The sequence below is a fragment of the Streptomyces sp. NPDC048419 genome, assembly GCF_043200415.1.
GTDB lineage: Bacteria > Actinomycetota > Actinomycetes > Streptomycetales > Streptomycetaceae > Streptomyces.
The window spans coordinates 1-17,383 of record NZ_JBICXT010000059.1; the positions used below are offsets into that span (position 1 = coordinate 1).

Sequence of the window (17,383 nt, forward strand, 5' to 3'; positions counted from 1 at the left end):
GCATGCCGACACGGTGGGCGCACTGAACGTTCTACGGGCCGGGCTGGTCCGTCGCGAAGCCGCACCGGCATAGCGAGAAGCCCCCTCGTTCACGAGGGGGAGGAGTCACGACATCCCCCTCCGATGCATCGGCCACCGGTGCCCAGCGCGGCACCGACTCACAGGGCGGCCCCGGGACCGAACTCCTGGGCGTGCTGGCGAACATGGGCTGGCAGATCATGCTCACGACGGGCCTCGCTGCTATCGTCCTGGGTGTCACCTTCCTCGCGTGGCCGGGAGAGACGCTCCGGGTCGTCGGCGTGCTTTTCGGCATCTATCTACTGGTCACGGGTGTCTTCCAGTTGGCCGCCGCCTTCGGCGCGCACGTTCCGGGGCACCTTCGAGCCCTGCATTTCATCACGGGTGCGCTCTCCGTCGTGCTCGGACTGATCTGCTTCAAGGGCACCCTCGAGTCGATTCTGCTACTCGCTCTGTGGATCGGCTTCGGCTGGCTCCTCCGGGGCATCGTGACGACGGCCACGGCGGCCTCCGATGCAGCCATGCCAGGGCGAGGCTGGATGCTGTTCTCAGGAATCATCGGCTTGCTCGCAGGCATCGCGCTCATCGTCTCGCCGTTCACCTCAATCGCCGTCCTCACCTTGACCGTGGCCATCATGGCCATCGTGCTCGGGGCGATCGAGGTGTTCCACGCAATCAGGATGCGCATCGAAGTTGGCCGCCTCGCTCCCGGTACACCTACCGAGCGACGTCCTCTCTTCCGCTCTCAGCCGCATCCCCAGCACTGAGGCGCAAGGCCTTGTAGACGCAGCCCACCCCACCCACAAACCTGCGGCCCCCGGCGGTGGCCGCTCGGGCCGCGTACGCCAGCTGTCGCCGCCGTGCGGTCGAGCCAGGACGCCGGGATCAAGCTGCCAGACGGCGGATCGCGACTACGGCCGCATCGTCGTTGAGGTGGCCGTGGACGTGTGCCAGCAGGTCGTCCTGGAGGAGGCGCAGTAGTTCGTCGGGGTCGGTTTTGGCCCACTGCGGCGACCGATTGGTAAAGGGGTAGAAGACCCCATCGGCGTTGCGTGCCTCGATGACACCATCCGTGTACAGCAGGAGCAGATCGCCGACCTCGAACGGGAACGTCTGCACGTCGTAGGCGCCAACACCGAAGGCGCCACCGAAGCCGATCGGCAGGTGGCTCACCTCGGGCACGAGCGGGGTGAGGTGATCGTTGCGCAGCAGAAGCGGCGGCGGGTGGCCGCAGGTGATCAGGTGGACGACCGGTTCGTGGTCGGGGATGTCGAGCAGAATGGCCGTTGCGAAGTCCTCGCTGATGTCCTGCTCTTCCGGGGACCGCCACTGACTGGTGTCCCAGCGGAACGCGGCATCCAGGTGGACGGCGAGCCGAGGCAGGGTGGCCTGCCGATGGGCGGCTGCACGGAATGCTCCGAGCAGCAGTGCGGCGTTGTTGATGGCGGCCAGGCCGTTGCCGCGCACATCACCGATCAGCAATCGGGTGCTGTGATCGGCGGTCCGCGCGACCGCGTACAGGTCTCCCCCCAGATCCGTCTCCTCTTCCGCGGGCAGGTACAGGCCGGCGATCTGCAGCGCGCCCGCATGTGCGGGCAGCGGCCGCAGCAGCACACTCTGCGCCGCCTCGGCCACCGAGCGCACCCGATGCAACTGCCGCTCATGCCGGTCCCGCACCACACACACGGCGACACACACCACGGAGACCACGACCAGGGCAGCGATCTGCGTCTGCACGTTCGCGGTCGTCAGGACCCCTCTGAGCGCACCGATCAGCACCTGCGCCCCGACCGCCAAAGCCCCCATCAGAGCGGTCACCCGCGCGCCGGTGAAAGCCACCGTGATCGCGGGCGCCGCCACCAGCAGCGGACCGAGGTGAATGTCTGGCGGCGCCAGCACGTCCACCACACAGACCGTGACGATCAGCCCGAGCGGAACCACGACCAGCGCGGGCGCGTGACCCGCCAGCCAGGAACGCCTGAAATCCAGCCGCGGTCGTAGGGCCATGCCCCAAGCCTTCCACCAACTCCCCGGGGCGGCGATGCGCCACTCCGCGAGCCGTCACCGCACGGAAACCACCGCCGTCCGCGGCGTATCCCACCCCCAACCGTCCTCTACGGCGGCGGCCCCGACCGGCCCTCGAAGGCGCAGGCGGATGCGGCGTCAACTACATCCATCTTCCGTGTCAGTTACGCTCCCGCCCGGCATGGTGAAGGCGTGCACATGGCGAGTGTTGCCGACAGGGCCTACCAAGCAACTTCGGCCGTTCCGTCGCTGCGGCCGGGTTACGGGATGGTCATTTTCTGGTGGCGATGCGGTGAGCTGGCCATGATGGGCGCATGACGTTGGCCGGGCGTGCTCTCACACAACTGGCGACCTGGCCCGACCTCACCGAGGCGGAACCGAGCTGCGGCATCGGTCGGGCACTCTGCTCGCCCCACGGCGAGATCGTCCACTGTCACTCCGACCGGGACGTTGACCTGCACCTTACGGCCCGTGCCATCCGGCGGTTCCAAGGCCATCTCGCCGGGTCAGCGGCCGTACGCGTCGAGCCCGGCTCCCAGTGGATCACGCTCCACCTTGAGGGCAATTAGGACGTCCACCTGCTCATGACCCTGGTCAGCCTCGCTCTACAGGTTCATCAGGCCTGGCCGGATCCTGGCGACGCCCCGCGCGCAGAGTGCAATGAGGACCAACCAGCTTCCCTCCCGCGCGAGAATTTCAGCGGAAGCTGGGAGCACCGTTAGGGCAGGTAGCGCAATGGCTGAGAAAAACCGGGAAGAGGATGCCATACGTGGCGTCGTGGAACGCTTGAAGATCGCCTTCAGCTCCTTCCACAGTGCCGGCGAGATCGAGACGGTCGTGGCCAAGGCACACGCCACGTTCAGCGAGCGGCCGGTTCGCGAGTTCATTCCTGTGCTGGTCGAGCGAAGAGCAAGGGCTATGTTGAACGACTCCTCCGCTTGACGGGGAAGGGCTGGCCGCGCGCCCCACCCGGGCTCGACAGGAGTGTCCCGCTAGGGGTTGTCCCGTATGGGGGTTGAGTTATCCGCTGGGGGCCATGGTGTGCAGGCGTGCAATGCCGAGCATGGCCAGGTGAACGCCGTTCCCCTTGAGCCGTTAGTACCGCAGGACCTTCCAGTTCTTCAGACGGGACAGGGCGTGCTCGACACGCGCTCGGGCCCGACGGTGGACCGCGTGCTGCAGACTCGATGGTGGCCGTCGGCAATCCCGACAAGTCGTGGGTGAATGTGAGCGCCGAGACGGACTCGCTGGAGGTCCGGAGTGGGACGGCGGGCCGAAGACACTCACCGGCGCCGGCCGGGCCGACATCAATTAGACCCTGGCCGGCAAGGCTCTGCTACATACCGCGTACGCCGGACGATCACTTTCCGTTCCGCCACAAGGAACCCCGAGTCTTTCGAGATCACCGGAGAACTCTCCACCAAGGACCGCACCCACCCGGTGACGGCGCACGCAAAGGGCAACGGCGACGCACTCGTCCGCAGCTGGGCGACCGTCACGCAGTCGACCTGGAGAATCAAGCCCTACACAGCGTTCCTGGGCGCACTGCGACTGGCCGACGACGTGCGGATCGAGTTCCACGTGGCCCGGCTCCAATCGGCACACGGGACTAGGCAGCCCCATCGACCGGGTCGGATGCCACGAGGGCGCAGCTGTGGAGCAGACGGGCATGGCTGATCACCCGGGCAGGCCCCTCGTCGGGCAGGGCGTCAGGTGCGATGTCGTGGGCAACGGTGTCGAGGACGTTGAGATTGTTGACGGGGTGGCTGGTTGGTGGTGTCGGCGTGTGGTGGGCCGGGTGCAGGGTGGGCGCGGGCCGTCGGTCAGGCTGCCGTGGGCCTGGCCGACGCCGGTGATTTGGTTCCCGTTCGCGGACGGTCTCGTGGGAGACGACGATCCCGCGCCAGCAGCAGTCCCTCGACCTCGCGGAAGCTGAGATGGAAGCGGTGGTAGCGACACGCCCACGAACAGCCACCTGCCGACGACCACCAACCATAAGATCATCTCGCCGCCTCCCCAGCTGCCGCGGTGGCGCGAGCCCCCGGATCGCTTGTGTCTGTACAACGGAAGTACAACAGAAAGCGAGAACCATGGAGCAGAAGAACGCGCGCCTCAGCACACCCCGCGCCGCTGCGACGGCCGGTATCGTGTTCGCGATTCTGATGGCCGTGGCGATCGTCCTGGTGCGCATCGCCCTGCCCGGCGGGGCCGGCGGGGCCGGTGTCACCGTCGACAGTGGACAGCGGAGCGCCGTGCAGACCGCGCTGGCGCTGCTCCCGTTCGCCGGGATCGCCTTCCTGTGGTTCATAGGCGCCCTGCGCGAGCAGGCCGGTGAGGGAGAGGACCGGTTCGTCTCCACTGTGTTCCTGGGCAGCGGTCTGATCTTCGTTGCCACTCTGTTCGGCAGTGCCGCGGCGGCCGGGACTGTGCTCGAGGAGAGTCAGCAGCCCTCTTCTTTCGGCCACCAGTTTGCCTACACCCTGCTGACCACGTACGCAATGCGGATGGCGGCGGTGTGCGTCGTCACGACCTCGACCATCGGCCGCCGTCTCGGTGCCTTCCCGCGCCCGCTCGTCATCTTCGGCTACCTCACGGGCCTGACGCTGCTCGTGGCGGGGGCGGACCTGCCCTGGTCCGAACTGGTTTTCCCGGCCTGGGCGCTGGTCGTGAGCCTGAACATCCTGTGGGGCCAGCGTCCCGCCGGGCCACGGCGACCTGACCCGACCTGAGCCGGCCGCACGGCACTGTAGCCCTGGCCCTTGCCTTCTGAGTCCGCAAATGGCTCGGCCGGGCCTGCTGAAAGGCGGCCGCAAAGCCTGATGGCCCTGCGGCTTTGCAAGCCAGCGGGAGTGTGACCAAAACGGCTGAGCTCTGTCGAGGGCAGCGGCCTCTCAGGCCGAAGCCGACCAGGGTGAGGATGGCTCTGCCGATTGACGTGAGTCTGTTGGGGCTGCAGCGTGTTTTCGGAGGATGTGCCAGGTCTTGATCTAGGCGATGGCTCTCTCGACGGGCCATCGCAGGCGGGAGTGGGCCCGGTTGAGGGACTTCTGCGTGGCCGTGAGGTTTGCCCGGCCGTCGGCGATGGGGCACGGCGACGATGTCGCCGGCGCCCTGGTACGCCTTGTCGGCCAGGATCAGGATGCCGAGGCGGATACAGGCGGCGATGATCCGATGCCTGCGGGCTGCGGTCAGGTCGTGTATCCGGCCCGGCAGGGCGACCGAGATCCATACGCGGGTGCCGTCGGGTGCGGTAACGATCTGCAGATTCACTCCATGCTTGCGGCGGCCGCACCCCTATACCCCTCTCTCAGCAGCTCGAAATACCGCTTCTTCACCGCGATCGTCAGCTTGTTGGGGGCGTACCTCGGCATCCGAACGCTCTCCTTCCGGGGGTTCGCAACCACCGATAGAACTCAAGCGGTCTATCCGGTCGTCTTCATCGATGCCATCCACGTGAAGAGCCGCGACGGTGCGGTCGCCAACCGTCCGATCTATGTGGCCCTGGCCGTCACCGTGGAGGGCCGCCGTTCATTCGCGTCCTCGCTCGGCCCGATGAAGACCGGAAGACCAAAGTCGCGAATTTTCCCCGGTTCGGCTTCAACCGCAGAGCACGTCCGACCATCTGCACGATGTCCACCATCGAACCGTTCGCATCAGGGAAAAGGGCCGCATCACATTCGGCGGTATCGACGCCTTCTCCGAGCAGCCGGACGGAACTCAGTGCGCTCAATTCCGCACATACCTCCCGGCCTCCGAACATAGAAGCACGGAGGAAATCAGCGGCGAATTCCTCCAAAACGCGAACTTGGAATCCTGTAATTACTATCGGCGACATCGATTTTATCGTAGGGTTGCGAACGAAGTGGCTTCGTTGATCTATAAGGACGGCGTTTGGCGACGGCTTTCGGAGTCGACTAGTGACGCCACTACTGCTCGATAAGGCCAGGCAAAGAATTCCCCGTGCGCGCTTTTGCGCACCGCGCTACCCGGTCGTGCGGGCCGCGGGCCTCGGCATCACCGCCATGACTATCAGCCGCGCAAAACACGCGGTCTGCCCACTCCTGGAAGCGCACGGCAGCAATACAAAGGGAGCCAGAACCACGCCACCAGCCTCCGCCCGGGATCTCCACCAGGTCCTGCCTCCCCTTGTGTGTGAACGTGTGACCCATGGCGCAGACTTTCGGGCACCCATTTCCACTTTGGCGGATCGGCACCCACGGAGGAGTAAGGTTATGGGCGTGGTCTGCAGGTTGTGGACTTGGCCATCAGGAGTGAAACGGCACGAGCGTTTACCTGGGCCGTCGTCACTCCGCGGCTTCCGATGCCAGTCGGGCGCCCGGCGGGCATCCAACTTCCAGTTGGTAATAAGATGCCTCCTCCACCATCCGTAGCACGCCGGTCCACGGCGTTCTTCCTTATGCGGGCCTTGAGGGCGTTCGTGCGGTGCTATGTACTCATCGTGGGGAAACAGCTGAAACATTGGCACCACGGCCAAGCTGGAGGACGCGATCCGTCGTCAAGGACCCACATAGGGGCTGTAACTGTGCTTGTGGCCGGCTGTCTTGCTTTCGCAGTCACTAAACTTCTTCTTCTGGCCTCGAACTGAGCAGCTCGCCTGGGGATTTGTCGGACGCAGGGCGGCCATCGTCTGATCATGTGCTCCGACCAAGGTGCATTGATCACGCCGAAGGCCGTGAGGGTGATCGGTACTTAGTGCTGTCGGCCACTGCGCCGGCGACAGACAGCATCCATTGCGTGCAGATCGGGGTGTGTACGGGAGTGTCGGAGAACGTGCTCGCGCTGGCGCCGATACGTTGGCAGTGTGGGCCTTCCGACGCTGTCCGAAAGCCGGGCTCAATGCCGGTTGACCGGTCAGTCAGGTGATGCTTACGGTGTCGGGTATGAACGACCAGGCCGGTCCTCGGGATCGGATCGTGAAGGCGGCGGCGGCGTTGTTTCTCAAGCGCAGTTACGCCGTTGTCGGAATTGCGGAGATCTGCGCGGCTGCCGATGTTCGCAAAGGCACGCTGTATCACTTCTTCTCCTCGAAAGCCCAGGTGGGCAAGGCGGTGCTGGACTGGCACGCGGCGGCGTTCGACCGCCAGTTCGAGCTGGCTGAACGCGACAGTGGGCAGATCGCGGCGCTCGTAGGCGCGGTGACGCGTGTGCAGAGCGGTATCGAGGACCGTTTCGGTCGGATCATGGGCTGCCCGATGGGCAACCTGGCTGCGGAACTGGCGACCACTGAGGACGAGCTGCGCGTCCACCTGGCCGGAATCTTCGCGAGCTGGGAGCAAAGGTTGGCGGTGGCATGCCGACGCGCCAGCGAGGCGGGCGAGCTGCGCGTCGGGGTCGATCCGGAGCGGATGGCACGAGCCCTGCTGGCTCAGATCGAAGGAGCGATTCTGCTGGCCAAGGCGGAGAACCGGACAGCGGCCCAGATCGCCAACGAGGTCGATGAGCTGCTGCGACTGTATCTGGTCGCGGAGGTGACCGCATGAGCGCGACGCGTGTGGATTTCCGCTTCGATCCGATGCGCGCGTTCTCATATCAAGCCTCGGTGTGGATCCGGTGGGTGGGCGACGAGCTCGGCGTGACGGTGAACTGGGGATTCTTCATCTTGGAGTGGCTCAACCATTTGGGGGGCAAGAAGTACCGTTGGGAGCCGTCCCACGACTGGTCGCTGATGCGGATCGGGGCGCTGCTGCGCCGCCGGGATGTGGCGGAACTGGATCGCTGGTACGCCGCGATCGGCGCCGTACTGCATGAGCGGGGCGGCTCACCGCATCGCCGGGAGGTCGCCTCGCGGACCCTCGACGACCTCGGTTTCGGCGCAGAATCGCTCGATACTGCATCTGGTGATTCTGAATCGGCCACCCCGACGATGTGTGCTGCGCCCGGGACTGCGGTGTGGACGGTACTAATGTTTCACCTTACGGCGGACACCAAGCCAACGGCGGACTGCCCGCTCGCGATGCCCTGCCCGCGGTTGCCGCCGCCAACGGACTGCCGCTGCTGTTCGACTCTGGCATCCGCACCGGCGCCGAGGTCATCAATGCGCTCGCCTTGAGCTCGATCGCAGTCGGCATCGGCCGCCCCTACGCCTACGGCTCGGCCCTCGCGGCGTCAACGGCCTTGTCCACGTCCTGCGATCACTGGCCGAAACCGACCTGATCATGGCCGTCGTCGGCTACCCCACCCTCGCCGACCTCACCCCCGACAGCCTGCAACGCCTCACCTGAACGAGCCCGGCCTGTCCGAGGCAGCCGACCATGGCACCAAAGAAGGGCAACGACCGATGACCCTCTTCGACGAATGGCGTTCCACCGCGACCGAACTCACGTGGCGATCGACCACTGACGCCAACGAGGGGCAGGAAGTTCGCATCGCCGTGCACCGTCGCGGCACACGGGGAGCACCCGCGCTGGTTCTCGTCCACGGCTTCCCCACCTCGAGCATCGACTTCTATGCGCTGTCCGAGGAACTGAGCGCCGACTTCGACATCTTCCTGCTCGACTTTCCCGGCTACGGGCTGTCCGACAAACCACCCGCGCCCTACGTCTATTCACTGTTCGACGATGGCCGCCTGCTCGTCCACGCGATCACCGACGTGTGGCAGCTCAACGACTTCACTATGCTCACCCACGATCGCGGCGACAGCGTCGGACTCATCGCCCTGGGTATGCTCAGCGAGGCTGGCGCTGCCCTGCCCAGTGATCTGCTCATCACCAACGGCAACCTCTATCTACCGCTAGCCAATCTGACCGACTTCCAGAAGGCCGCGCTCGACCCGGCGACTGGACGGGCGACCGCTGAGGCGGTCACTCCGGAAGTGCTGGCCGCGGGAATGGGGATGGCCACGTTCATGCCGCGCCGACGACCCGATGATCCCGAGATCGTCGCCCTCGCGCAGACGTTCGCTCACAACGACCAAATCCGAGTCATCCCCGACACGATCCAATACCTCAATGAACGGGCCGAAGGTGAAACCCGGTGGCTCGAGGCACTGGCCGCCAGCACGGTGCAAACCACCCTAGTTTGGGGCATCCACGACAACATCTCCCCGGTCCGCGTCGCCAACCACGTATGGGCGCAATACCTCAGCGGTAAGCCCGGGCGTAACCGGTATTGGCTGCTTCCCACCGCCGACCACTACCTCCAGTGCGACGCCCCGCGCCAAATGGCACAGATCATCCGGCTGACCACTGAGGGCACCGATATGGCCATCCAGACCCTGGACGGGATTCCCGAAGGCGCCGTCCTCGTCTACTAGCCCCTATGCAGTCGGCGTTGCTTGGCACTGGCCGTCACGGTGGATGGCCGGCGGGAGATCCTCGGGCTGTGGGCCGGTGACGGCGGCGAGGGCGCCAAACACTGGATGCACATCCTCACCGAGATCAAGAACCGCGGCGTCGGCGACGTGCTGATGCTGGTCTGCGACGGGCTCAAGGGCCTGCCCGAGGCGGTGGAGGCGGTCTGGCCGCGGACGATCGTCCAGACCTCATCCATGCACACTCCTTGGTGGCGGGAGACGCCCGCCGGTCACCGCGCCAGCGGGAGAGGACCTATGCAGACGCGTTGCCTTCGAGGCCCCCATGCAGACCTGCCCTCCCGCTGGAGGCGGGCCGCGAACTGGCCAGCGGGAGTTGCGCTTCGAACGCCGAGATGAGGTACCAGCGGGCCGCCCGGTCGGTGACCTGGACCGACAGGACGGAACCCATGGACAACTCGTTACCCACCAACACCACAGATCCAGTCGAAGTGTTCGCCGGTATCGACTGGGGCAATGCCTATCAGCAGCTCTGCCTCGTGGACGAGGCCGGCCAGGTCGTGCACCAAAGGCGCTACGCGCACACCAGTGCCGGCCTCGAGTGTCTGGACCGGCACCTGCGCCACCACGCACCACTGGCCGGAATAGCCATTGAACGAGGCGAGGGCCTGCTGGTCGAGCGCCTTCAAGCCGCAGGTCACACCCTCTACTGCGTCTCTCCGAAGATCTCCGCCAGGGCGCGGGAACGCTACCGGATGGCACCGAAGAAGGACGACGCCTTCGACGCGTTCGTCCTGGCTGACAGCCTCCGCCACGAATACCGGCACTGGCAGCCACTGCCGGTCGCCTCACCGAAGCTGGCCGAGCTGCGGGCCGTCATCCGCGACCGCGAACGCGTCGTCTGGAACCAGCGCGATCTCGAGAATCAGTTGCGGGCCATCCTCGAGTCCTACCACCCGGCCGTGCTGCACCTGTTCTCCTCTCTTGACCGCGACATCAGCCTCGCCTTCCTGCAGGGCTACCCCACCCCTGAGCAGGCGAGCCGCGTCGGCCCTGAGCGGATGAAGGCGTTCACCGGCCGCCACGGCTACTCCGGGCGCACTCGCCCCGAGGTGCTGGTCGAACGACTGCGTACGCACCTGCTGACCACAGCCCCAGGCACGGTCGCCGGCAAGCAGCTGACCGCCGTGCTCTTCGCCGAGCAACTCGCCCTGCTCAACGACCACATCCGCATTCTCAACAAACGGATCGACGAGCTCCTGGTTGCCCACCCCGATGCGCCAATCTTCCTCAGTTTCCCCTGCATGGGCCGCTCGTGCGCGGCAACTCTGCTGGCCGAGATGGGCGAAGACCGGGCTCGTTTCCCGCTCCGGCCGCCCTCATGGCCGAGACCGGAGTCGCCCCAGTCACCCGGTCTTCCGGCCGCACCCGGCAGGTCCGCTCCCGCTATGCAGCCAACAAGCGCAGGCGCCACGCGGTGGACTGGCGGGTCTTCAATATGGCTCGCGAGGTGCCCTCGGTGCGCGAGGCATACGAGCAGGCCAGGTCCCGCCGTCAGCCCCACAACCGCGCTATCCGCGGCCTCGGCGCCCGCTGGGTCCGCGTCCTCTGGCGTTGCTGGCAGGACCACACCCTCTACGACCCCGACCTCCTTCTCGGCAGCCGCGCGGAGGCCGATCTGACGGCCTGAAAGCCTCCTGGGCCGTCTGACCGAAGCCGTGGGACGATCACGTCACCGACCCTCGGTTCCTTGGCATGCCCGCACCCCCTTCCGAAACAACACCCGCCTCGTGATCCACAAATCGGAAGGTTGACAGGGGGAGTCTGCGTCGTCCATCTACTGCGGAACTCTTTCCGTTATGCCGCCCGCCAGGACTGGGACAAGATCGCGCGTCTGCCTAAGAGGTCCTAACAAAGGCGCTGCACGTGTCTGTAGGTGATGAGGCAGGTGGCGAGGCCGAGGAAGGCTTCGTGGATGTCGTCGCGTCGCTCCCAGCGGATGCGCAGGCGGCGGAAGCCGTGCAGCCAGGCGATGGTGCGTTCGACGACGTACCGGAAGATGCCCAGGCCGGAGCCGTGAGGCTGGCCGCGTTCGGCGATGACCGGGCGGATGCCGCGCTGCCACAGCAGGCGCCGGTACTTGTCGTGGTCGTAGCCGCGGTCCGCGAGCAGGGCATCGGGGCGGTGCCGTGGCCGGCCAACGGTCCCGGCGACGGGAGGGATCTTGTCGAGCAGGGGCAGGAGTTGGGTGACGTCGTTGCGGTTGCCGCCGGTCAGCGACACCGCGAGCGGGAGGCCCTGGGCGTCGGTGATGACGTGGTGCTTGCTGCCCGGCCGTGCGCGGTCGACCGGGCTGGGACCGCTTTTGGGCCCCTGCGGGCGGCCCGGACGTGGGAGGAGTCGATCACCGCCCTCGACCAGTCCAGCTGCTTGGCCGACCGCAGCTTCTCCAACAGCACCACATGCAACTGGTCCCACACGCCCGCCTCGTTCCACGCGGCCAGGCGCCGCCAGCAGGTCATGCCCGAGCCGAAGCCCAGTTCCTGGGGCAGGTACTCCCACTGGATGCCGGTGTGCAGCACGAACAGGATCCCGCACAAGGCCTGCCGGTCCGGCACCCGGGGCCGTCCCTCGACCAGCTTCGGCCCAGGCTTGGGCAGCAACGGCTCGATCAGCGACCACAGTTCATCCGACACGACCCACGGCCGAGACTGACGCTTCCCCATGGCCAGACCAACGAGCAGACAAGCCAACGGTCACATGATCAACAACTTCTGTTAGGACCTCTAAGCCCGTCTACACCGCTGCGACCGAGGAGGCCGCCCTGGACCGGTTCGCCGAGTTCGCCGATGCCTGGGGCAGGAAGTATCCGGCGATCGTGAAACTGTGGGAGAACGCCTGGGAGGAGTTCACCCTCTTCCTGCGGTTCGACACCGGGATCCGGCGCATCGTCTGCACCACCAACGCGATCGAGTCGGTCAACACTCGCATCCGGCGGCAGGTCAAAGCCCGGGGACACTTCCCCAACGAGCAGGCCGCGTTGAAGTGCGTCTACATCTCGATCATGTCCCTCGATCCCACCGGCAAAGGCCAGGCCCGCTGCACCATGCGCTGGAAGACCGCACTGAACGCCTTCGACATCACCTTCGACGGCCGCCTCTCGACAGCCAGACAGTAACCCTCAACTACCCCAGTTACACCACTCGTTTGGCTCTGGCCCGTAGTCGGTGGTGACGCCGAGTAGCAGTCAGGGGAGAAGGATGCGGTGGCGGAGGAGGTCGAATCCGGCGCGTCCGTGCATCTGCCTCATGATCCTCTTGGTGCGGGTGTTGACGCCTTCGGTGCGGCCGTTGTGGTAGGGCAACGTGAGGCCGGCGTTCACGGCGGACCGGTCGATTTCGAGACCGTTGGTAAAGCTGCGCAGGTGAGGCATGCCGATGGCTCGGGCGGCCGTGATCCACCCGGTGAGTTTCACGTCGTTGCCCTCGGCTGGTTTCAGCAGGGTGGCGAAGTTGCGTATGAGGTCGGCGAGTGCGGTCATCTCCGGGCAGGCTGCAACGATCTTCTCCAGGAGGGTCGTTTCCTTCGGGCGCAGGTTTTCGGGGTCGGTGAGCAGGAGGCGGCTGGCGTGACGTGGGGTGGTGACGGGGCGGTCGCCTTCGGTGCGGCCCTGGTTGAGGTAGCGGACCAGCAGGTTGGCGCTGCCGGTGTAGCCCAACTCCCGGATCTCTTCGAGGAGGTGGGTGACCGGGACGGCTGGTTCTTCGGCACGGAGCCGGCGAAGGTGTTCGCGGTAGGGGTCGACGAGGGTGGGGCGGTAGGCGGGGGTGATGCGCAGGGCCTGGGGTTCGGGCATGCGGGCGTAGCGTTTGACGGTGTTCAGGGCCAGGTTGAGGCGGCGGGAGCAGTCGAGCAGGCCGATGCCCTGGCCGAGGAGATCGTGGATCTTGTTCCAGCGTTCGAGTGTGGTCTGCTCGCGTACTCCGCCGGGACGGGGCGGGTTGATGGTGGCCCAGCCCTCGAGCTGGACTTTGTCGCAGAGATTTCGCCAGAGGTGCCATCGGTCGCTGACCTGCACCGCGTCGGGCAGGGCTCGGCGAACGGCCTCGGCATAGGTGGCCGAGCCGTCCCGGTACACGATCTCGGCACCAGGATGTTCGCGCAGCCAGGACTCCAGAGTGGCCGCCTCGCGGTCGGGCAGGACCGCGACGCGCCGGCCGGTCTCGGCATCGGTGATGATCGTGGCGTAGCGGTGGCGGCGGCGCAGAGCGAAATCGTCCACGCCGATCACCCGCGGGACCGCCTGCCGCGGCAGCGGCAGGCGCCGCAGATGGCGCAGCGCGGCACTCCGGGAAACGGGCACGGCCAGCAGGCCGGCCAGGCGGGCGGCCGCCCGGCCGCATAACTCCCGCGCCACCTGGGATATCTGCCCGACAAGACGCACCGTGCGGCGCTGATGGCGCTCCAGCAGTCCGGGAATTTGCTCACGGAAGATCTGCCGCCGACAGCCCAGGGCCGGACAGGCCAGCCGCCTTACGCGCAGGTGGACGACGACCTGGCGGCCGTCGACCGGCACGTCCCTCACCGTTCGGAGGTGATAACCGTGCACCTTCGCCGTCGGGGTCTCGCACACCGGACACGACACCGCCACGTCCCGGGTGCGGGCCGAGACCACCACCGCGTCGCCGCCGTCCGCCACGTCCTCGACGACCAGCGCCGAAAGCCCCGAAAACACCGTCCCCATAAGGAAGTTGATATCCACCACAAGATCATGATCAAGGGCTGCTACTCGGCGTCACCACCGACTACGGGCCAGAACCACTCGTTTGACAGTACCCGCAGTGTTGTCAGGCGCCGTGGATTACAGGTCTTTGCTGTGGGTGGGTTGTGGGGTGGAGGGCGGGGTGGTGGATATGTCGTGCGGCGGGTGTTCGGTGGGTTCTGACTGGGTGAGTGGGTGTGCGGTTCCGGTGGATGGTGTGTGGGGGGCGAGGTGTCCTGCGTTGCGGACGAGGGGTTCGACGGCGGGGGAGTGCCTGCGAAGGTAGCGGGCGAGCGTTTCGTGCTGGCCGGGAGTGAGGGTTCCGGTGGTGGTGTAGTAAAGGAGGGTGTTACGGGGTGTTGTCCGCCGGGCGATGCGTACCACTCCTTGCCACATGATCTGTGGCTGTGGGATGAGTCCGGCTAGGGCGTTGATCGTTTCCTGCCCGACGCAGATGAAGGGTTCGGGTACCTCAGTCTCGGGGGTGTCCGAAGGAAGTTGGGCCCACGCGCAGGGGATTTCGTGGTCGGTGCCGGGAGCGGGATACGTGTAGGGGGCGTTGTCCCTGAGCAGGCGTAGCGTGGTGCGTGCTGCCCGGCCGGCGCGCCGTACAGCCTCGCGGTGGGTCCGCCGTTGCGTGCGGGCGGCGTCGGAGGGTTGCGGTCGTGGCCTACGGGGAGGGCGCTCACTTGGGGTGCGGCGAACGGGATGTGTGGGCACGCCGTCAGGGGGGTGGGGCTCGCCGTCGGTCTTCTTGCCGCTGTCCTGCGTGCCGTGCGGTTCAGGGGGGTTACTCATCAAACACTCCTCATGATCTGGCTCTCTGGGCTGACCGTGACCGGGTGCTTCTCTGCGTTTGCGGGGACTCCGGCGGCAGAGTGCGCGAGCAGGCCGGCCCTAAGATGTAAGCGGTCACTAAGTTGTGCTACGGCATGTGGTTTCCCCTGGGATGCAGCCGCCTGCGGTTCCTCGCCTCCTCTTCGATGGAACCAGGCGGCCGCCTGTGCAGATGGGCCCTTCCGGGCAGCACATCGGGCACCAGCCAGGGGCGAGGCCGTCCGGCTCAAGGCCCTTCACCCAGCCTGCCCGGCGCACCTTCGCCGCAGCGACCAGCTGCCTGCCGAGGCGGATCTCACCCACCGGCAGACCGCTTGACAGGGCACAGGCCTGCCTCCGGTGCCCCTGTGCGCGTCATGGCCATGTACCGGCGCCGGCGTACCTTGCACGGTGCCGTACAAGCCGTGCAAGGAGTCGGGGTCTTGGTGTCGCGGGTTCCTGAAGACTGACCCCCAGGAGTCTCTTGGGCTCTAACACTTGTCGCAACATTCCTTGATCATTAGGGGTGTGTTGATGGCGAGGCGGGGAAAGAAGCGCAGGCTGGAGCTCGAAGCCGAGTACTGGCGTCTGCTGGAGTCCGGTGTAGGAACGGTCCAGGCGTGCAAACAACTGGGCATCGGGCGGAAGACCGGATACCGGTGGCGGGCCGAGAGCGGTGGGCTGCCGCCGCGATCGCAGCCGGAAGCTTCCCGCTCGGGCCGCTACCTGTCGCTGCTGGAACGCAAACGGATCGCCACCCTGCGCGAACGTGGCCTGGGAGTCCGGGAGATAGCCGAACGGCTCGGACGGTCGCCGTCCACGGTCAGCCGCGAACTGCGCCGCAATAGCGTGCCGCACGACAACGGCGTCTACGACGCCGACCTGGCTCACCATCGCTTTCTCGAACGCAACGGACGGCCCCCCCGCGTCAAGCTCGCTGTGGATCCGGAGTTGAGAGCGGAGGCGCAGGACAAACTCGCCCTGGAGTGGAGCCCCGAGCAGATCTCAGCCCATCTGCGCGCGCTCTGGCCCGACCGCCCTGAACGGCATCTGTGGCACGAGACGATCTACCGGGATCTCTACATGGGCATCAGAGGCGGCCTGAGCAGGACGTTGACCAGGAAACTCCGCACCGGTCGGCCCCTGCGCAAGAAGCGCCGCCGATCTAACCAGCGGGCCGCCAGGTTCGTGGCCCCGGCCGTCCTGATCGACCGCCGACCGCCCGCTCGAGCTGCGGACCCGACCGGGCGACTGGGAAGGCGACTTGATCGTCGGGCCGCGCAACCGTTCCGCGGTGGCCACGCCGGTCGACGGCCGCACCCGTTATCTCCGCCTGGTCGCCCTGCCCTACGGACACTCCGCCGACCAGCTCCGCGACGCTCTCGTCGCGGCCTTCTCCGCCCTGCCCGAACACGCCCGCAGGACCCTCACCTGGGACCAGGGCTCGGAAATGGCCCGTCACCATGAGCTCGCGCCTCACTTCACCGACGGCGTCTACTTCGCCCGCCCCGGCAGCCCCTGGGTTTGACAGACCCCAGCCCAGGCATTCGTCGCCGCTCTGACACCATGAACCTGCAACGTTGCGACGATGTCGCGAATCCGCCTCTTCCGAAAGTTGACCCCCCTTGTTGATCATGGAGGGCGCTGAACGTGGAGGACTGGGCCGAGATACATCGTCTGCATCGAGCGGAAGGCGGGCCCATCAAGGAGATAGCGCGACGGTTGGGGGTGGCTCGGAACGCGGTGCGGGCCGCACTGAATTCGTACCGGCCGCCCAAATACGAACGTGCGCCGAGAGGTTCGGTGGAAAGCGGTGCCGTCGCCGACGTCGATGGGGATCGATCCTCGGTCCTGACGCCGATCCCCGGCATAGACGTCAAGACCTGGAAAGAGGGTGTTTCTCCAGCAGTTCCTCGATCCTGACCGCGAGGAGTTTGCGCTGATCGAGCACGGCCTGAAGCGAGTTTGCGGGGCTGGGAACGATCAGCGCGGCGGCATCATTGCTGGGAACGACGACGGTCTGATCGTCGAGGGCGGTGAAGATGTCGTCGATCAGCCGCTCGGCCATGCGCGCAAGCACACTGGTTGTCGAGTCGGACCGCGCGCAGGCGCCGTTGCCGTGAGGCTACGTCCGGTGGGTGTGCGGGACATGCCGATGGGCTGACTCGCTTCTGGCCGACCGAACCGGAGTTGGGCCGGCCTCCGCTCGGTGACGCCGCCGCGGGGACGGCCTGGGGGGCTTGAGCTCAGGCTCTGCGTGTTCGTGATCCCCAGGCCAACCGACAGGCCCATGAGCACCGTGCTCCTTGCCATCCACCGGTGGAGGGAGGGGCAGCTGGCCTGGCGGCGCGCCGAAGACCTCGGGTTTCACGCCGCCGTGCCGGCCGGCTTGTGGATCTGACGCCGGGGATGGGCCGCGCGGGCGACCGGGCGGTCCGCTGGCCTGCGTGTTCGGCCGATTCGGTGGAAAGATGCGGATCCGTCGGGCCTGT

General features: G+C 66.6%; 13 protein-coding genes and 10 pseudogenes. 16 read left to right on the plus strand and 7 right to left on the minus strand.

Annotated features, from left to right (window positions below; translation table 11 throughout):
* Positions 1 to 194: 194 nt before the first annotated feature.
* Entirely contained in the window at positions 195 to 785 is a 591-nt protein-coding gene (locus ACGFYN_RS46075) for an HdeD family acid-resistance protein (protein WP_393871991.1), read from the plus strand.
* A 118-nt stretch (positions 786 to 903) separates the two neighbouring features.
* On the opposite strand, the gene ACGFYN_RS46080 is transcribed toward ACGFYN_RS46075, so the two are convergent.
* Entirely contained in the window at positions 904 to 2,025 is a 1,122-nt protein-coding gene (locus tag ACGFYN_RS46080; RefSeq protein WP_393871983.1) for a PP2C family protein-serine/threonine phosphatase, read from the minus strand.
* 332 nt (positions 2,026 to 2,357) lie between these two features.
* On the opposite strand from ACGFYN_RS46080, the gene ACGFYN_RS46085 reads away from it, so the two are divergent.
* Complete coding sequence (locus ACGFYN_RS46085) at positions 2,358 to 2,612, plus strand: luciferase family protein (protein WP_393871984.1); 255 nt, start codon at positions 2,358 to 2,360, stop codon at positions 2,610 to 2,612.
* Positions 2,613 to 2,778: 166 nt separating this feature from the next.
* Positions 2,779 to 2,985, plus strand: a complete 207-nt coding sequence (locus ACGFYN_RS46090) for a three-helix bundle dimerization domain-containing protein (RefSeq protein ID WP_393871985.1) — start codon at positions 2,779 to 2,781, stop codon at positions 2,983 to 2,985.
* A 78-nt stretch (positions 2,986 to 3,063) separates the two neighbouring features.
* Here ACGFYN_RS46090 and ACGFYN_RS46095 read toward each other — a convergent pair.
* Positions 3,064 to 3,210: pseudogene (locus ACGFYN_RS46095) on the minus strand (IS5/IS1182 family transposase); the annotation flags it as partial.
* A gap of 93 nt (positions 3,211 to 3,303) precedes the next feature.
* Between ACGFYN_RS46095 and ACGFYN_RS46100 the strand changes: the two are divergent.
* Together ACGFYN_RS46100 and ACGFYN_RS46105 are read left to right on the plus strand one after the other, a co-directional pair.
* Positions 3,304 to 3,720 carry a YceI family protein gene (locus ACGFYN_RS46100; RefSeq protein ID WP_393871986.1) on the plus strand — a complete coding sequence of 139 codons (417 nt, stop codon included), beginning with the start codon at positions 3,304 to 3,306 and terminating at the stop codon, positions 3,718 to 3,720.
* A 413-nt stretch (positions 3,721 to 4,133) separates the two neighbouring features.
* On the plus strand, positions 4,134 to 4,772 hold the full coding sequence (locus ACGFYN_RS46105; RefSeq protein ID WP_393871987.1) for a hypothetical protein: 639 nt from the start codon (positions 4,134 to 4,136) through the stop codon (positions 4,770 to 4,772).
* A gap of 379 nt (positions 4,773 to 5,151) precedes the next feature.
* On the opposite strand, the pseudogene ACGFYN_RS46110 reads toward ACGFYN_RS46105, so the two are convergent.
* Positions 5,152 to 5,313, minus strand: a pseudogene (locus ACGFYN_RS46110) (transposase family protein); the annotation flags it as partial.
* A gap of 147 nt (positions 5,314 to 5,460) precedes the next feature.
* On the opposite strand from ACGFYN_RS46110, the pseudogene ACGFYN_RS46115 reads away from it, so the two are divergent.
* From ACGFYN_RS46115 to ACGFYN_RS46140, 6 genes and pseudogenes are all read left to right on the plus strand, one after another.
* Positions 5,461 to 5,571: pseudogene (locus ACGFYN_RS46115) on the plus strand (transposase); the annotation flags it as partial.
* Positions 5,572 to 6,944: 1,373 nt separating this feature from the next.
* The gene (locus tag ACGFYN_RS46120) at positions 6,945 to 7,544 is read left to right on the plus strand and encodes a TetR family transcriptional regulator C-terminal domain-containing protein (RefSeq protein WP_393871988.1); all 600 of its coding nucleotides are present in this window, start codon (positions 6,945 to 6,947) and stop codon (positions 7,542 to 7,544) included.
* A 367-nt stretch (positions 7,545 to 7,911) separates the two neighbouring features.
* A pseudogene (locus ACGFYN_RS46125) lies at positions 7,912 to 8,285 on the plus strand (alpha-hydroxy-acid oxidizing protein); the annotation flags it as partial.
* A 56-nt stretch (positions 8,286 to 8,341) separates the two neighbouring features.
* Positions 8,342 to 9,316 (plus strand): alpha/beta fold hydrolase, encoded by a 975-nt coding sequence (locus ACGFYN_RS46130; RefSeq protein WP_393871989.1) that lies wholly within the window; start codon positions 8,342 to 8,344, stop codon positions 9,314 to 9,316.
* A gap of 24 nt (positions 9,317 to 9,340) precedes the next feature.
* A pseudogene (locus ACGFYN_RS46135) lies at positions 9,341 to 9,556 on the plus strand (transposase); the annotation flags it as partial.
* A 206-nt stretch (positions 9,557 to 9,762) separates the two neighbouring features.
* Positions 9,763 to 10,212, plus strand: a pseudogene (locus tag ACGFYN_RS46140) (transposase); the annotation flags it as partial.
* Here ACGFYN_RS46140 and ACGFYN_RS46145 read toward each other — a convergent pair.
* Complete coding sequence (locus ACGFYN_RS46145; protein ID WP_393871994.1) at positions 10,162 to 10,584, minus strand: hypothetical protein; 423 nt, start codon at positions 10,582 to 10,584, stop codon at positions 10,162 to 10,164. The pseudogene ACGFYN_RS46140 and the gene ACGFYN_RS46145 sit on opposite strands and share 51 nt — an antisense overlap.
* A 110-nt stretch (positions 10,585 to 10,694) precedes the next feature.
* Here ACGFYN_RS46145 and ACGFYN_RS46150 point away from each other — a divergent pair, with 110 nt between their 5' ends.
* Positions 10,695 to 11,003: a hypothetical protein gene (locus ACGFYN_RS46150; RefSeq protein WP_393871995.1), complete on the plus strand. Its 309-nt coding sequence runs from the start codon at positions 10,695 to 10,697 to the stop codon at positions 11,001 to 11,003.
* A gap of 218 nt (positions 11,004 to 11,221) precedes the next feature.
* Here the strand turns inward: ACGFYN_RS46150 and ACGFYN_RS46155 are convergent.
* Positions 11,222 to 12,039 (minus strand): IS5 family transposase gene (locus tag ACGFYN_RS46155; RefSeq protein ID WP_393871990.1). Its coding sequence is split into 2 segments (ribosomal slippage): positions 11,222 to 11,688 and positions 11,688 to 12,039, totalling 819 coding nucleotides; the frame shifts between segments, so codons are not numbered across the junction.
* Between the two features lie 53 nt (positions 12,040 to 12,092).
* Here ACGFYN_RS46155 and ACGFYN_RS46160 point away from each other — a divergent pair.
* A pseudogene (locus ACGFYN_RS46160) lies at positions 12,093 to 12,491 on the plus strand (transposase); the annotation flags it as partial.
* Between the two features lie 69 nt (positions 12,492 to 12,560).
* On the opposite strand, the gene ACGFYN_RS46165 reads toward ACGFYN_RS46160, so the two are convergent.
* On the minus strand, positions 12,561 to 14,048 hold the full coding sequence (locus tag ACGFYN_RS46165; protein ID WP_393871992.1) for an ISL3 family transposase: 1,488 nt from the start codon (positions 14,046 to 14,048) through the stop codon (positions 12,561 to 12,563).
* Positions 14,049 to 15,425: 1,377 nt separating this feature from the next.
* Here ACGFYN_RS46165 and ACGFYN_RS46170 point away from each other — a divergent pair.
* From ACGFYN_RS46170 to ACGFYN_RS46180, 3 genes and pseudogenes are all read left to right on the plus strand, one after another.
* A pseudogene (locus ACGFYN_RS46170) lies at positions 15,426 to 15,725 on the plus strand (helix-turn-helix domain-containing protein); the annotation flags it as partial.
* A gap of 397 nt (positions 15,726 to 16,122) precedes the next feature.
* Positions 16,123 to 16,419: an IS30 family transposase gene (locus ACGFYN_RS46175; protein ID WP_393871993.1), complete on the plus strand. Its 297-nt coding sequence runs from the start codon at positions 16,123 to 16,125 to the stop codon at positions 16,417 to 16,419.
* A gap of 116 nt (positions 16,420 to 16,535) precedes the next feature.
* Positions 16,536 to 16,697 (plus strand): annotated as a pseudogene (locus ACGFYN_RS46180) (helix-turn-helix domain-containing protein); the annotation flags it as partial.
* On the opposite strand, the pseudogene ACGFYN_RS46185 reads toward ACGFYN_RS46180, so the two are convergent.
* A pseudogene (locus ACGFYN_RS46185) lies at positions 16,698 to 16,962 on the minus strand (IS110 family transposase); the annotation flags it as partial.
* Positions 16,963 to 17,383 lie beyond the last annotated feature (421 nt).